The following is a 12,859-nucleotide window of genomic DNA, read 5'->3' as shown; positions in this document are numbered from 1 at the left end:
CCCACGCCCGGCCGGTCCCGCCCCCCCCGGATCCGGCTTGCCCAGAGGGCGCCCCCGACGCGCCCGGGATCCGGCTTGCCCGGAAGACGGCCCCGCGCCGGCGCCGCTTCGGCAACACTGCCGCCATGGGCCTCCTCATCGCCGCCTACGCCTCCGTCGCCGCCTGGCTCTGGCTGACCCTCGCCCAGGGCATGTTCTGGCGCACCGACGTCCGCCTCCCCCCGCGCTCCGCCCCCGCCCACTGGCCCTCCGTGGCCGTCGTCGTACCGGCCAGGGACGAGGCCGAGGTGCTCCCCCGGAGCCTGCCCTCCCTCCTCGCCCAGGACTATCCCGGCGAGGCGCGGATCGTCCTGGTCGACGACGGCAGCACCGACGGCACGGCGGACCTCGCCCGCCGGCTGGCCGCCGAGCAGCCCGGGCTGCCGCTCGCCGTCGTCACCCCCGGGGAGCCCCCGCCCGGCTGGACCGGCAAGCTCTGGGCGCTGCGCCACGGCATCACGCAGGCCCGTACCGGTCCGGACGGCCAGAAGCCCGAGTTCCTCCTCCTCACCGACGCCGACATCGCGCACGAGCCGGACAGCCTGCGCGAACTGGTCGCCGCGGCGACCAGCGCCGGCCTCGACCTCGTCTCCCAGATGGCCCGGCTGCGCGTGGCCGGCTTCTGGGAGCGGCTCCTCGTACCGGCCTTCGTGTACTTCTTCGCGCAGCTGTACCCCTTCCGCCGGGTCAACCGTCCCGCCTCGCGGACCGCCGCGGCCGCCGGCGGCTGCGTGCTGCTGAGGACGGAGGCCGCCGTCCGCGCGGGAATCCCGGATTCGATCCGGCAGGCCGTCATCGACGACGTCTCCCTCGCCCGCGCCGTCCAGCGTTCCGGCGGGCGGATCTGGCTGGGGCTGGCGGAGCGGGTGGACAGCGTGCGCCCGTACCCCGCGCTGCGGGACCTGTGGCGGATGGTGTCCCGCAGTGCTTACGCCCAACTGCGCCACCAGCCGCTGCTGCTGGCCGGGACGGTCGCCGGGCTGACGCTGGTGTACCTGGTTCCCCCGGCGGCCCTGTTCGCGGGTCTGGCGGGCCCGGCCTCGGCGGAGAGCACCGCGACGGCCTGGGGCGGGGGCCTCGCGTGGCTGCTGATGGCGGGGACGTACCTGCCGATGCTGCGCTACTACCGGCAGTCGGCCGCGCTGGCTCCGCTGCTGCCGCTCACCGCGCTGCTGTACCTCCTGATGACCGTGGACTCGGCCGTCCAGCACTACCGGGGGCGCGGCGCCGCCTGGAAGGGCCGCACCTATGCCCGCCCGAGCGACGCCTGAAGCGCCTGGGGGGCGGAAACGGAAAATTCGCCCTCCTGAGGAAGCGTCATCCAAGGTCATCGCGTTGTGACTCTCCGTCAGTTCCAAGTGCGTGCAAAGGCCAACCGGCGAGTACGAGTAGCATCAAGCCGGGGCGCAAGTGACGAATCGTGCAGGTGGACGTCATGTGAAAGCTGTGGCCCTGACCTGCGAATATGCAGGTCAGCGCGGTGTTGACGGAGCCTGGCTATGGACCCGGTGAAGCCGTGGGCTTAACTTGTCTCCCATGACCTCCCCCCGCTCCACTTATGGCGGCGGTTACTACTCCGCGCCCTCCTTCCCGGACACCCCCATCTACGACTCCCTCGTCGCCGAACGCGGCACTCCGCAGATCGCCCCGATCCGCGTTCCGGCCGCGTACGAGTCCCCCAGTGCCGGTTACTCGAGCGGTGGATACCTGCCGGCCCTCGCCTCGTCCATGCCCGCCCTGCCGCCCGCGGCGCCGCAGCCGCCGGCCCCCGCGTACGGCTACGGGTACCCGCAGCAGGCCATGCCCCAGCCCCAGCAGATGCCGGTTCCGCTTCAGCACGCGCCGGCCCCGTACATCCCGCAGCAGCAGCAGCAGTTCGCGGGTCGGGCCGGTTACCCGCCGCAGCCCCAGCCGCAGCAGCCCCGCCCGGCCGCCATGGGCACCGGGTACGAGGCCATGCGCCCGGCGGCTCCGCGCCCGATGGCCCCCGTGGCCCCCATGGCCCCGGTGGTGTCCGCGGCGGCCGTCCCCTCGTACGAGGACCCGTACGGCCGCCAGTACCAGCAGCGGGGCTACTGACCGGGCGGCCGCCGACCGCGAGCCGGCGTCCCGCGCACCGTGTGCCGTCTGACGTGCACACGGTCCCTGGGGGGCCGGCGGGGGCAGCTGTCACAATGCCCCCATGTCGAATTTGCACGTCCAGTCACTCCACGTCCATCCCGTCAAGTCGGTGGCGGGGGCCGCGCCCGACGAGATGGCCGTGGAGCCCTGGGGACCGGCCGGGGACCGCCGCTGGGCCGTGATCGACACGACCGGCGCGGTCATCACCCAGCGCCAGCAGGCGCGGCTGGCCCTGGCCTCGGCGCGGCCGCTGCCGGGCGGGCGGGTCGAGCTGTCGGGACCGGGCATGCCCGCCCTCGTCGTGGAGGTGCCGCGGTCGGGCCCGCTGGAGCCGGTCGTGCTCTTCGGCCAGAAGATCGAGACGGTGGTCGCGGCGAGTGCCGCCGCCGAGTGGTTCACCGCCTACCTGGGCCAGGACGCGCGCCTCGTGCACCTGGACGACCCGGCCGTCCGCCGGCCCGTGGACCCGAGATACGCACTGCCCGGGGAGACGGTCAGCCTCGCCGACGCCTATCCCCTGCTCCTGGCCACGAACGCCTCGCTGGACGCCCTCAACGCGCTGATCGCCGAGGGCGACCACCCGGAGGAGGGGCCGCTGCCCATGAACCGTTTCCGGCCCAATCTGGTGGTCGGCGGACCCGCCGCGGCGTGGGCCGAGGACGGCTGGCGGCGCATCGCGATCGGCGACGCCGTGTTCCGCGGGGTGCGCGAATGCGGACGCTGCATCGTGACCACCACCGACCAGCGGACCGCGGAGCGCGGTCGTGAACCCCTGAAGACCCTGGCGAAGCACCGCCGGATCGGGAAGTCACTGGCCTTCGGACGCCAGTTGGTGCCGGTCGTCACGGGCACGGTGCGGGTGGGCGACGAGGTGCGCGTCCTGGAGTGACCGCGCCGCCGCGCCCGGAGCCCCAGAGCCCGCCGCTGACCACGGCGGGCCGACGGAATGACACCTTCGGGGGGCTCCTGGCATCCACTGGAACCAACGGGCCGCGCGGGGCCGTTGGAGCATTCAGGACGGCAGAGGAAGACGAAGACCGGGCATGGGGCAGGGGGAGCCGGACCGTGCGGACAGCAATGGGTGTATGGCGCTGGCGGCGCAATCCGCTGCGCAGGCCGACCGATCTCTTCGAGGCGTGGGTGGCGTTCGCCGCGCTGGTGTGCGTCCTGCTGGTGGCCCCGGCCGTCGGCTGGGCGGCGGGCCTCCAGGTGGACGGGACCTTGCAGCGGGCCGCGCGCGAGCAGCGGCACGAGCGGTACCTGGTCCCGGCGGTGGTGGTCCGGTCCGCGCCGGGCGCGGCCGCCGATCCGTCGGCGCAGCGGCAGGCGCCCGAGCGGACCCGGATCGTGGCCTCCTGGACCGCGCCCGACGGCAGCCGTCACGAGGGCACGGTCCCGGCGGCGGAGGAACCGCCGCGCGCCGGCGACCGGTTCCGGATATGGACCGACATCCGCGGCCGGCTGGTGGGGCAGCCGCTCGACCCTTCCGCCGCCTCCTTCCACGCGGGTACCGCCGGTCTGGCCGCCGCGCTCACCGCCGCCGCGCTGGCGGAGACGGTCCGCCGGCTGGTCGTACGCCGGCTCATGCATCAGCGGTACATGCGGCTGGACCGGGCGTGGGCGGCGGCGTGGCCCGACTGGGGCCGGGCGGGCGCGGGCAGCTGACCTGGTCACTCACCGGCCCCACGCGCGCTACGGTGGAGCCGGAGGCCGGTCCGGTCGCGTGAGCGGCTCCGGCAGCCGCGGAACTCCCGGAGCACTCGGACCACTTCGACCACTCCGGTCGCTTCAGTTGCTTCAGTCGCTTCCGCCGGTCCGGCAGCGCGAGTACATGGGTGGGGGCACGACAGCACGATGGCTCAGGGCACGGTCCAGGTGACGCACGGCGGGGCCTCGCGGTGGCGGCGGCGCTCCGGTGAGTATCCGACGCTGACCGCCGCGCTCGCCGCGGCGGGCGACGGCGACGTGCTGTCCATCGCCCCCGGCACCTACCGGGAGAACCTGGTCCTGCGTCATGCCGTCACCCTGCGCGGGTCCGAGGGGGCGGTGGCCGGGTCGGTGCGCATCGCCCCGCTCGACGGGGTCGCGCTGACCGTTCGCGCCTCGGCCGTGGTCCAGGACCTGTACCTGGAGGGAGCCGACCGGACGGCGCCCGCCCTGCTCGTCGAGGAGGGCTCGCCGGAGCTCACGGGCCTGCGCGTGCACACCCGGTCGGCGTCCGGCATCGAGGTGCGCGGCGGGGCCAGGCCCCTGGTGCGCCGGTGCACGGTGGAGAATCCGGCCGGGGCCGGGATCTCCGTCCTGGACGGTGGGGGCGGGGTGTTCGAGGAGTGCGAGGTGGTCGCCGCCGGGCAGGCCGGCGTCTCGGTGCGCGGCGGGCATCCGCGCCTGGAGCGCTGCCGGATCCACCACGCCGCCGGCGCGGGCATCTCGGTCACCGGCGAGGGCTCGGGCCTGGAGGCGCTGGGCTGTGAGGTGTACGAGGTCAAGGGCGCCGGTGTGCACGTCGCGGCGCGCGCGGCGGCCCGCCTCACCGACTGCGCGGTGCACCGTACGTCCGCCGACGGGATCACCCTCGACACCGACGCGGTGCTGACGCTCACCGGCTGCGACATCCACGACGTCCCGGAGAACGCCGTCGACCTGCGCTCCCGTTCGGTGCTCACCCTCAGCCGCACCACGGTGCGCCGGTTCGGGCGCAACGGCCTGTCGGTGTGGGACCCGGGGACCAGGGTGGATGCCGAGTCCTGCGAGATCCACGACAGTACGGGCGACTATCCGGCGGTGTGGGTGAGCGACGGGGCCACCGCCTCGCTGGACTCCTGCCGCCTGCACGACGTGCCCGACGCGCTGTTCGTCCTGGACCGGGGCTCGCGCGTGGACGTGGTCGACAGCGATCTGTCGCAGGTCCGCAACACGGCCGTCTCGGTGAGCGACGGCGCGAGCGTGCAGCTCGACGACTGCCGGATCCGGGAGGCGGGCACGGGGGCGTGGTTCCGCGACCACGGCAGCGGCGGCGCCCTGGCCAACTGCACCATCGACGCCGTGCAGACGGGCGTGATCGTCACCAAGGGCGCCGATCCCACCCTGGAGCGGTGCACGGTGACCTCCGCCGCCGAGGCCGGGTTCTACGTGTCGGCGGGCGGCCGGGGCACCTTCACGGCCTGCCGGGTGACGGGCAGTTCCGGGTTCGGATTCCACGTCATCGACGGCTGCCGCACCACCCTCACCCGGTGCCACACCGAGCGCTGCGCGCGCGGCGGCTACGAGTTCGCGGAGGACGGCCCCCTCGCCGAGGGGTGCACCGGCGACGAGGCCGGTACGGGGCCCGCGGCGCGGGCGGCGGGCGGAGCGCCCGCCGGGGCGCAGCAGGCGGGCGGGGGGCAGCGTACGGCCACGGTGGTCCAGGGCCCGGCGGTACGGCCCGCGGACCGGGTACCGGCCTCCCGGGCCGGGGAGGTGCCGGATCCGGCCGGGACGCCGGCCGCGGCGCGGGTCCCCCGCGGCTCGGGCGAGGTGCTGGGGCAGCTCGACGCGCTGGTCGGGCTGGACAGCGTCAAGCGCGAGGTGCGGGCCCTCACCGACATGATCGAGGTCGGGCGCAGGCGGCAGCAGGCGGGCCTGAAGGCGGCCTCGGTGCGCCGGCACCTGGTCTTCACGGGCTCCCCCGGTACGGGCAAGACCACGGTCGCCCGCTTGTACGGGGAGATCCTGGCCTCCCTCGGGGTGCTGGAGCGCGGCCACCTGGTCGAGGTGTCCAGGGTGGACCTGGTCGGCGAGCACATCGGGTCCACGGCGATCCGTACGCAGGAGGCCTTCGACCGGGCGCGGGGCGGGGTACTGTTCATCGACGAGGCGTACGCGCTGGCCCCGGAGGACTCGGGCCGGGACTTCGGGCGCGAGGCGATCGACACGCTGGTGAAGCTGATGGAGGACCACCGGGACGCGGTGGTGGTGATCGTCGCCGGGTACACGGAGGAGATGGAGCGTTTCCTGACGGTCAACCCCGGGGTGGCGTCGCGTTTCTCCCGCACCATCACCTTCGGGGACTACGGGCCGCCGGAGCTGCTGCGGATCGTGGAGCAGCAGGCGGAGGAGCACGAGTACCGGCTCGGCGAGGGCACCGGGGAGGCGCTGCTGAAGTACTTCACGGAGCTGCCCAAGGGTCCGGCCTTCGGCAACGGCCGCACCGCGCGCCAGACCTTCGAGGCGATGGTGGAGCGGCACGCGGGGCGGGTCGCTCAGCTGGCGGACCCGGACAAGGACGAACTCACCCTGCTCTTCCCGGAGGACCTGCCGGCTCTGCCGTCGTCGTGCTGACCCCTTGGGCGGGGGGCGTCTGACGGCCGGCCGGCGGCGGCACCCGCGGTTGAGACCCCGCTGCCCCCGGGCTCAGGCCTGGGGCTCGCGCCAGTCGCCGGTCTCCAGCAGGGTCCGGATCGTCTTGGAGTACGGGGCGATGTCGAGGCCCTGGGCCGCCAGCCACTCGTCCGAGTAGTACTTGTCGAGGTAGCGGTCGCCCGGGTCGCAGAGCAGGGTCACGACGCTGCCCGTGCGGCCCTCCGCCACCATCTCGGAGACGATCTTCAGGGCGCTCCACAGGCCGGTTCCGGTGGAACCGCCGGCCTTGCGTCCTATGGCCTGTTCGAGGGCGCGGCAGGCGGCGACGGACGCCGCGTCCGGCACCCTCATCATGCGGTCGATGGCGCCCGGCACGAAGCTCGGCTCCATCCTCGGCCGGCCGATGCCCTCGATGCGCGAGCCGCAGTCGCTGCTCGCGTGCGGGTCGTTGTTGGTCCACCCGTCGAAGAAGCAGGAGTTCTCCGGGTCCGGGACGCAGATGCGGGTGTCGTGCTGCATGTAGTGGACGTAGCGCGCGATGGTCGCGGAGGTGCCGCCGGTGCCGGCCGTGGCCACGATCCAGGCGGGCTCGGGGTACCGCTCCAGGCGCAGTTGCTGGTACATCGACTCGGCGATGTTGTTGTTGCCGCGCCAGTCGGTGGCGCGCTCGGCGTAGGTGAACTGGTCCATGTAGTGGCCGCCGGTGCGGGCCGCGAGGTCGGCCGACTCCTCGTACATCTTCATCGAGTCGTCGACGAAGTGGCACTCGCCGCCGTGGAATTCGATGAGGCGGCACTTCTCCGGGCTGGTGGTCCTCGGCATCACCGCGATGAACGGGACGCCGATCAGCTTGGCGAAGTACGCCTCGGAGACGGCGGTGGAGCCGCTGGAGGCCTCGATGACCGGGCGGCCGGGACGGATCCAGCCGTTGCAGAGCGCGTACAGGAACAGCGAGCGGGCGAGGCGGTGCTTCAGGGAGCCCGTCGGGTGGGTGGACTCGTCCTTCAGGTACAGGTCGATGCCCCACGCCTCGGGCAGCGGGAAGCGCAGCAGGTGGGTGTCGGCGGAGCGGTTGGCGTCCGCCTGGACCTTGCGCACGGCCTCCTTGAGCCAGGCGCGGTAGGCGGCGTCGCTGCGGTCGACGTCGACCGTCGTCGTCACCGTGCTTCCGGCCGTGTTCGAGGCCGGTGTACCGGTGGTGCCGGTGGTGCTCATGCGCCTTGCTCCTTTGTCGGTTCCAGGGCCCCCTCCTTTCGCAATGTACCCTCCTCACCTGCGCAAATGATTGCTTTGGGTTTCCATGCGGATCGCTTTCGGCCCCATTCCGCCGCGTTCGGTTGCGGGCGGCGCCACGGTGGGTGACCCTGGTACTCGCGTCACCGAGGGTGCAGCACCCGTAACAATGATGTCGGGGAGTCGCAGCCGTGATCAGTCATTCCCGCAGGCACTGCGTCGTCGAACTGCAGGCCCTGCCAGCGCGGATCGGTCAGGTCCGCAGGATCGTCTCCGCGCAACTGCGCCACTGGCAGCTCGACCCGCTCATAGACCGGGCTGCGCTCGGCGTGACGGAGCTGCTCAGCAACGTCCACCGCCACGCGCAGCCCGACAAGGCGTGCACGGTCGAGATCGAACTCCGCCTCGGGCGGCTGACCGTCTCCGTCCACGACAGCGATCCGCGGCTGCCCGTCCGCCGGGCGGCCGACGGCCTGGAGACCTGCGGGCGCGGACTGGCGCTGGTCGAGGCGGTCAGCGAGGCCTGGGGGGCCCGGCACCGCGCGGACGGCCCCGGCAAGGTGGTGTGGTTCTCGATGCGGGCGGCCCCCGCACCGGCGGCGCCGACGCGCACGGTCAGTATCGGCGTGAAGAAGACCGTACGCGGACCCGCCCGCCCGGTGCTCGCCGCCGTCGACGCCCGGGCCGTCGGGACCGGCGTGCCGGCGTCGGTCACGGCCGGCACCGGGCCCGGCTGACTCCCCCTCGGGCACCGGCCCTGCCCCCGGACCCCGGCCCGGACACCCGGCCGGCCCCCGCAGGGGCGCACCGGCCCGGCCGCCCGGCTCAGACGGCTGCCCTGCACACGGCTCGTCTCATGCACCGGCCCGGCCGCCCGGCTCAGACGGCGGCGCCCAGCGCCCCCAACGGATCGTCCAGTACGGGCTGCCACGCCAGCTCCGCCGCCCCGACCAGGCTGTTGTGGTCCAGGGTGCACGGCAGGATCGGCACGCCCCCGCTGCGCCCCCACAGGCTGCGGTCGGCGACCACCGCCCGCAGCCGCTCCGGGTCGGCGTACAGCAGCTCCCGGTGCAGTCCGCCGAGGATGATCCGGTCCGGGTTCAGGATGTTGACCAGGCCCGCGAGGCCAAGCCCGAGCCGGTCGATGAGCTCCTCGGCGGCCGCCCGGACCGACGGCTGCGCGTACTCGGCGCGCAGCAGGTCACGGGCCTGCGCCAGCAGCGACACCTCGGGCCCCGGCGTACGGCCGGCCGCGGTGAGGAAGGCCAGCGGGTCGGCCTCCACGTCCAGGCAGCCCCGGCTGCCGCAGTGGCAGGCCCGCCCCTCGGGATTGACGGTGAGGTGGCCGACCTCCAGGGCCAGGCCCGCGCTCCCGCTGTGCAGCCTGCCGTCGAGCACCAGGGCCCCGCCCACCCCGCGGTGTCCGGTGGCCACACAGAGCAGGTGCTGGGCGCTGCGGCCCGCTCCGTGCCGGTGCTCGGCGAGCGCGGCGAGGTTCACGTCGTTGCCGGTCAGGGCCGGCCCGTCGATGCCGGCCGCCTTCACGCACTCGGCGAACAGGGCCCGTACCGGAGAGCCGGGCGGCCAGGCCAGGTGCAGCGGGTTGAGGGCGGTGCCCTCGGGCTCCGCGACCGCCGAGGGCACCGCGAGGCCCGCGCCGACGCACCGGCGCCCCGACTCGGCGAGCAGCCGGGCGCCCGCGTCGACGACCGCGCCGAGCACCTGCGCGGGGTCGGCGGAGACGGTGAGCTTGCCGGGCGCGGTGGCCACGATGCGCCCGCCGAGGCCGACCAGCGCGGCCCGGAACCCGTCGGGGTGGACCTGCGCGGCCAGCGCCACGGGGCCGTTCTCGTCGACGGCGAGCCGGTGCGAGGGGCGGCCCTGGGTGCCGCCGGCGCCGCCGGGGCGGGAGTCCACGCGGATCAGGCCGAGCGCCTCCAGCTCGGCGGCGACTGCTCCGGCGGTGGCACGCGTGACGCCGAGCTCGGCCGTCAGCACCGCCCGGGTGGGGGCCCGGCCGGTGTGGACGAGTTCCAGCGCCGGGCCGAGTGCGCCGCGGCCGCGCTCCAGCTTGGTCCTCGCGGACGCCGCCGACGCCGTGCTCGCGTCCCCCGCCCCCGGCGGGGCCCCGTTGCCGTTCATGAGGGGATCCTCGCACGACCGGGCGGCGCTGCCCGCCCCGGCTATACGTCCAGGCCACCGACCCGCAGGGTGATGTTGAGGCGTCCCTTCAGGCCCAGGCCCGGCGGGGCGGTCCCGGGCAGCACCTTCGGCACCCCGTGGTAGGCGAGCCGGCTCGGGCCGCCGAACACGAACAGGTCGCCGCTGCGCAGCTCCACGTCCCGGTACGGGCGCCCCCGCGTGGCGGTGTTGCCGAAGCGGAAGAGGCAGGAATCACCCAGGCTGAGGGAGACGACCGGGGCCCCGGACCGTTCCTCGGCGTCCCGGTGCATGCCCATCCGGGAGTCGCCGTCGTAGAAGTTGACCAGGGCGATGTCGTACGCCTCCGCGTCCGGCGGGGGCGATCCGTACGCGGCGGTGACCGCTCGCCGTCCCAGCTCGGCGAGCCACCCCGGCATCGGCTTGACCGGCGCTCCGTCCCCGTCGACGGCGGTGCGCGCGTAGGCGTACGGGTACCAGTGCAGGCCCAGGCACACCTGCCGGGCGGTCATCGTCCCGCCCCCGGGGGTGCGTACGGTGCGCAGTCCGGCGGGCGGGCGGGCCCACTCGCGGCACGCGGCGAGGAGTTCCCGCTGGCGCCGGGGCCCGAGCCAGTCGGGCAGGTGCACCGCACCGGGTGCGATCTCGGTCCGCTCGCGCGGGAAGAGTTCCCCGTCCACCCTTCCATTGTCGGGGGCTGCTGGCAGACTCGCGGCATGAAGATCACCGAATACACGGAGACCCTGGCCCGGGAGGGCGAACTCCTCGCCGATCAGGCCGAACGCGCTGGTACGGACGTCCTGGTGCCGACCTGTCCCGAGTGGCGGGTCACCGATCTGCTGCGGCACACCGGCTCGGTGCACCGCTGGGCCGCCGGTTACGTGCGGGACGGGCTGGTGGAGCCGGTGGCGTTCCCGGAGCCTCCGGAGCTGGCCGGGGCGGAGCTGCTCGCCTGGTTCCGGGAGGGGCACGCGGAACTGGTCCGGTCCCTGTCCGAGGCCCCGGCCGGGCTGGCGTGCTGGACCTTCCTGCCGACGGCGCCGCCGTCGCCGCTGGCGTTCTGGGCACGGCGGCAGGCGCACGAGACGACCGTGCACCGCTTCGACGCCGAGTCCGCGCGGGGTGTCGCCCTCTCGGCGGTGGAGCCGGCCTTCGCGGAGGACGGGGTGGACGAGCTGCTGACCGGCTTCCACGCCCGGCCGCGCAGCCGGGTGCGGACCGAGGAGCCGCGGGTGATGCGGGTCCGGGCGGCGGACACGGGCGCGGTGTGGACGGTCCACCTGTCGAAGGAGCCGGCCCGTACGGTACGCGGCGACACCGGTGAGGAGGCGGACTGCGAGGTGACCGGGGAGGCGTCCTGGCTGTACGCGGCCCTGTGGAACCGGCTCCCGCTCGCCGGCCCGGGCGTACGCGGCGACGAGTCGCTGGCACGGCTGTGGCAGGAGACGGCGGGCATCTGACGCCGGACGGCCCGGCCCGGGGCCGCCGGGCAGCGGCTCCCCCGCCCGGTGCCGGCCGGACCCCGCCCGGTGCCGCCGCGGGCGCGCCGGCGCGGGGGCCCGGCGCGGGCCCGGCGCGGGGGCCCGGCGCGGGGGATATTCCCTGTGCGGACCGGACACCGGCTTGGCAGGCTGGGCCCCATGGACTCCCCCACCTCCCCCGGCTCCCCGACCTCCCCCGACTGGATCACCACCCCGGTGCACGAGCGGTTCCTGCGCGGCGCGCTGGAGCTCGAACGCACCCCGCTCGGGCTGCTCCCGCACCGGCTGCCCGCCCGGGCCCGCGCCCAGTGCGCCGACGGGCAGCTGGCCATGGCGGAGGCTCAGCCCTCCGGGGTCCGCCTGGTGTTCCGCACCCGGGCCACGGCCGTCGAACTGGACGCCGTGCGCACCAGGACGGCCTACCGGGGTGCCCCGCCGCGCCCCGACGGCGTCTACGACCTGCTCGTCGACGGCCGGCTCACCGGCCGGGGCTCGCTGCCCGGCGGTCACGTCCTCATGATGGACATGGCCACCGGGTCGGCGGAGCGCGTCCCCGGCCCGGTCGGCACGGTCCGGTTCTCCGGCCTGCCCGACCGGCTCAAGGACGTGGAGATCTGGCTGCCGCACAACGAGGTCACCGAGCTGGTGGCCCTGCGGACCGACGCCCCCGTCGAGCCCTCCCCGGACCGGGGCCGCCGGGTCTGGGTCCACCACGGGAGTTCGATCAGCCACGGCTCCGACGCGGCGAGCCCCAGCACGACCTGGCCGGCCCTGGCCGCCGCCCGGGGCGGGGTCGAGCTGGTCAACCTGGGCTTCGGCGGCAGCGCCCTGCTCGACCCCTTCACCGCGCGCGCCCTGCGGGACACCCCCGCCGACCTGATCAGCGTCAAGATCGGCATCAACCTGGTCAACCACGACCTGATGCGCCTGCGCGCCTTCGGCCCCGCCGTCCACGGCTTCCTCGACACCATCCGCGAGGGCCACCCCGTCACCCCGCTGCTGCTGGTCTCACCGGTCCTCTGCCCCATCCACGAGGACACCCCGGGCCCCACCGCCCCCGACCTCGGCGAACTCTCCGAGGGCAGGCTCCGGTTCCGGGCCGCGGGCGATCCGGCGGAGGTCCCCTCGGGCAAGCTGACCCTCAGGGTCGTGCGGGAGGAACTGGCCCGCATCGCGCGGGAACGCGCGACCTACGACCCGAACCTGCACCACCTCGACGGGCTCGGCCTCTACGGCGAGGCCGACTTCGCCGCTCTCCCCCTCCCCGACGGCCTCCACCCGTCCCCGGCCGGCCACCAGCTCATCGCCGACCGCTTCGCCGCCCATGCCTTCGCCCCGGAAGGCCCCTTCGCCCCCGGCCGGGAGCGGAATGGCTCGGCCCCGGGAACCGCGTGAGCGAAGGGCGGCTACTCGGCTGTCCGGGCGTTTTCGTCGCACGAGTGATCGCTTTTGCGGTGCCACGACAGGGCCAGCACGCTGTACAA

The 12,859-nt window shown here is 74.7% G+C and carries 11 protein-coding genes; 8 read left to right on the top strand and 3 right to left on the bottom strand.

The window, feature by feature from the left end; translation table 11 throughout:
* The first annotated feature begins 125 nt into the window (after positions 1–125).
* From ACZ51S_RS01890 to ACZ51S_RS01870, 5 genes are all read left to right on the top strand, one after another.
* Entirely contained in the window at positions 126–1,310 is a 1,185-nt protein-coding gene (locus ACZ51S_RS01890; protein WP_468959275.1) for a glycosyltransferase, read from the top strand.
* A 265-nt stretch (positions 1,311–1,575) separates the two neighbouring features.
* Positions 1,576–2,118 (top strand): DUF6643 family protein, encoded by a 543-nt coding sequence (locus ACZ51S_RS01885; protein ID WP_468476175.1) that lies wholly within the window; start codon positions 1,576–1,578, stop codon positions 2,116–2,118.
* Between the two features lie 103 nt (positions 2,119–2,221).
* Positions 2,222–3,049, top strand: a complete 828-nt coding sequence (locus tag ACZ51S_RS01880) for an MOSC domain-containing protein (RefSeq protein WP_468959273.1) — start codon at positions 2,222–2,224, stop codon at positions 3,047–3,049.
* 188 nt (positions 3,050–3,237) lie between these two features.
* Positions 3,238–3,825, top strand: coding sequence for an Rv1733c family protein (locus ACZ51S_RS01875; RefSeq protein ID WP_468885295.1), 588 nt, complete (start codon positions 3,238–3,240; stop codon positions 3,823–3,825).
* 189 nt (positions 3,826–4,014) lie between these two features.
* Positions 4,015–6,480, top strand: a complete 2,466-nt coding sequence (locus tag ACZ51S_RS01870) for a right-handed parallel beta-helix repeat-containing protein (RefSeq protein WP_468801760.1) — start codon at positions 4,015–4,017, stop codon at positions 6,478–6,480.
* 72 nt (positions 6,481–6,552) lie between these two features.
* Here the strand turns inward: ACZ51S_RS01870 and ACZ51S_RS01865 are convergent, their stop codons facing one another.
* A complete protein-coding gene (locus tag ACZ51S_RS01865) occupies positions 6,553–7,716 on the bottom strand; it encodes a PLP-dependent cysteine synthase family protein (protein WP_468476171.1) in 1,164 nt (387 codons plus the stop codon).
* A 209-nt stretch (positions 7,717–7,925) separates the two neighbouring features.
* Here ACZ51S_RS01865 and ACZ51S_RS01860 point away from each other — a divergent pair, with 209 nt between their 5' ends.
* Positions 7,926–8,471, top strand: a complete 546-nt coding sequence (locus ACZ51S_RS01860; RefSeq protein WP_468476170.1) for an ATP-binding protein — start codon at positions 7,926–7,928, stop codon at positions 8,469–8,471.
* Between the two features lie 142 nt (positions 8,472–8,613).
* Here the strand turns inward: ACZ51S_RS01860 and ACZ51S_RS01855 are convergent, their stop codons facing one another.
* Both ACZ51S_RS01855 and ACZ51S_RS01850 read right to left on the bottom strand, forming a co-directional pair.
* A complete protein-coding gene (locus ACZ51S_RS01855; RefSeq protein WP_388936730.1) occupies positions 8,614–9,876 on the bottom strand; it encodes an ROK family protein in 1,263 nt (420 codons plus the stop codon).
* A 41-nt stretch (positions 9,877–9,917) separates the two neighbouring features.
* Positions 9,918–10,574, bottom strand: a complete 657-nt coding sequence (locus ACZ51S_RS01850; RefSeq protein WP_468476169.1) for an alpha-ketoglutarate-dependent dioxygenase AlkB family protein — start codon at positions 10,572–10,574, stop codon at positions 9,918–9,920.
* 36 nt (positions 10,575–10,610) lie between these two features.
* Here ACZ51S_RS01850 and ACZ51S_RS01845 point away from each other — a divergent pair, with 36 nt between their 5' ends.
* Complete coding sequence (locus ACZ51S_RS01845; RefSeq protein WP_468476168.1) at positions 10,611–11,354, top strand: maleylpyruvate isomerase family mycothiol-dependent enzyme; 744 nt, start codon at positions 10,611–10,613, stop codon at positions 11,352–11,354.
* A 180-nt stretch (positions 11,355–11,534) separates the two neighbouring features.
* Positions 11,535–12,770 (top strand): GDSL-type esterase/lipase family protein, encoded by a 1,236-nt coding sequence (locus tag ACZ51S_RS01840; RefSeq protein ID WP_468801758.1) that lies wholly within the window; start codon positions 11,535–11,537, stop codon positions 12,768–12,770.
* The last annotated feature ends 89 nt before the right edge of the window (positions 12,771–12,859 follow it).

The sequence above is a fragment of the Streptomyces sp. NPDC034043 genome, from assembly GCF_055575675.1.
This window is presented reverse-complemented; position numbering and strand designations above follow the sequence as displayed.

Excerpts from the sequence above, each read along its gene's own strand:
- ACZ51S_RS01890 (WP_468959275.1), top strand. The coding sequence starts at position 126 with ATGGGCCTCCTCATCGCCGCCTACGCCTCCGTCGCCGCCTGGCTCTGG.
- ACZ51S_RS01840 (WP_468801758.1), top strand. The coding sequence starts at position 11,535 with ATGGACTCCCCCACCTCCCCCGGCTCCCCGACCTCCCCCGACTGGATC.
- ACZ51S_RS01855 (WP_388936730.1), bottom strand. The coding sequence starts at position 9,876 with ATGAACGGCAACGGGGCCCCGCCGGGGGCGGGGGACGCGAGCACGGCG.
- ACZ51S_RS01875 (WP_468885295.1), top strand. The coding sequence starts at position 3,238 with ATGGGTGTATGGCGCTGGCGGCGCAATCCGCTGCGCAGGCCGACCGAT.
- ACZ51S_RS01845 (WP_468476168.1), top strand. The coding sequence starts at position 10,611 with ATGAAGATCACCGAATACACGGAGACCCTGGCCCGGGAGGGCGAACTC.
- ACZ51S_RS01870 (WP_468801760.1), top strand. The coding sequence starts at position 4,015 with ATGGCTCAGGGCACGGTCCAGGTGACGCACGGCGGGGCCTCGCGGTGG.
- ACZ51S_RS01865 (WP_468476171.1), bottom strand. The coding sequence starts at position 7,716 with ATGAGCACCACCGGCACCACCGGTACACCGGCCTCGAACACGGCCGGA.
- ACZ51S_RS01885 (WP_468476175.1), top strand. The coding sequence starts at position 1,576 with ATGACCTCCCCCCGCTCCACTTATGGCGGCGGTTACTACTCCGCGCCC.
- ACZ51S_RS01880 (WP_468959273.1), top strand. The coding sequence starts at position 2,222 with ATGTCGAATTTGCACGTCCAGTCACTCCACGTCCATCCCGTCAAGTCG.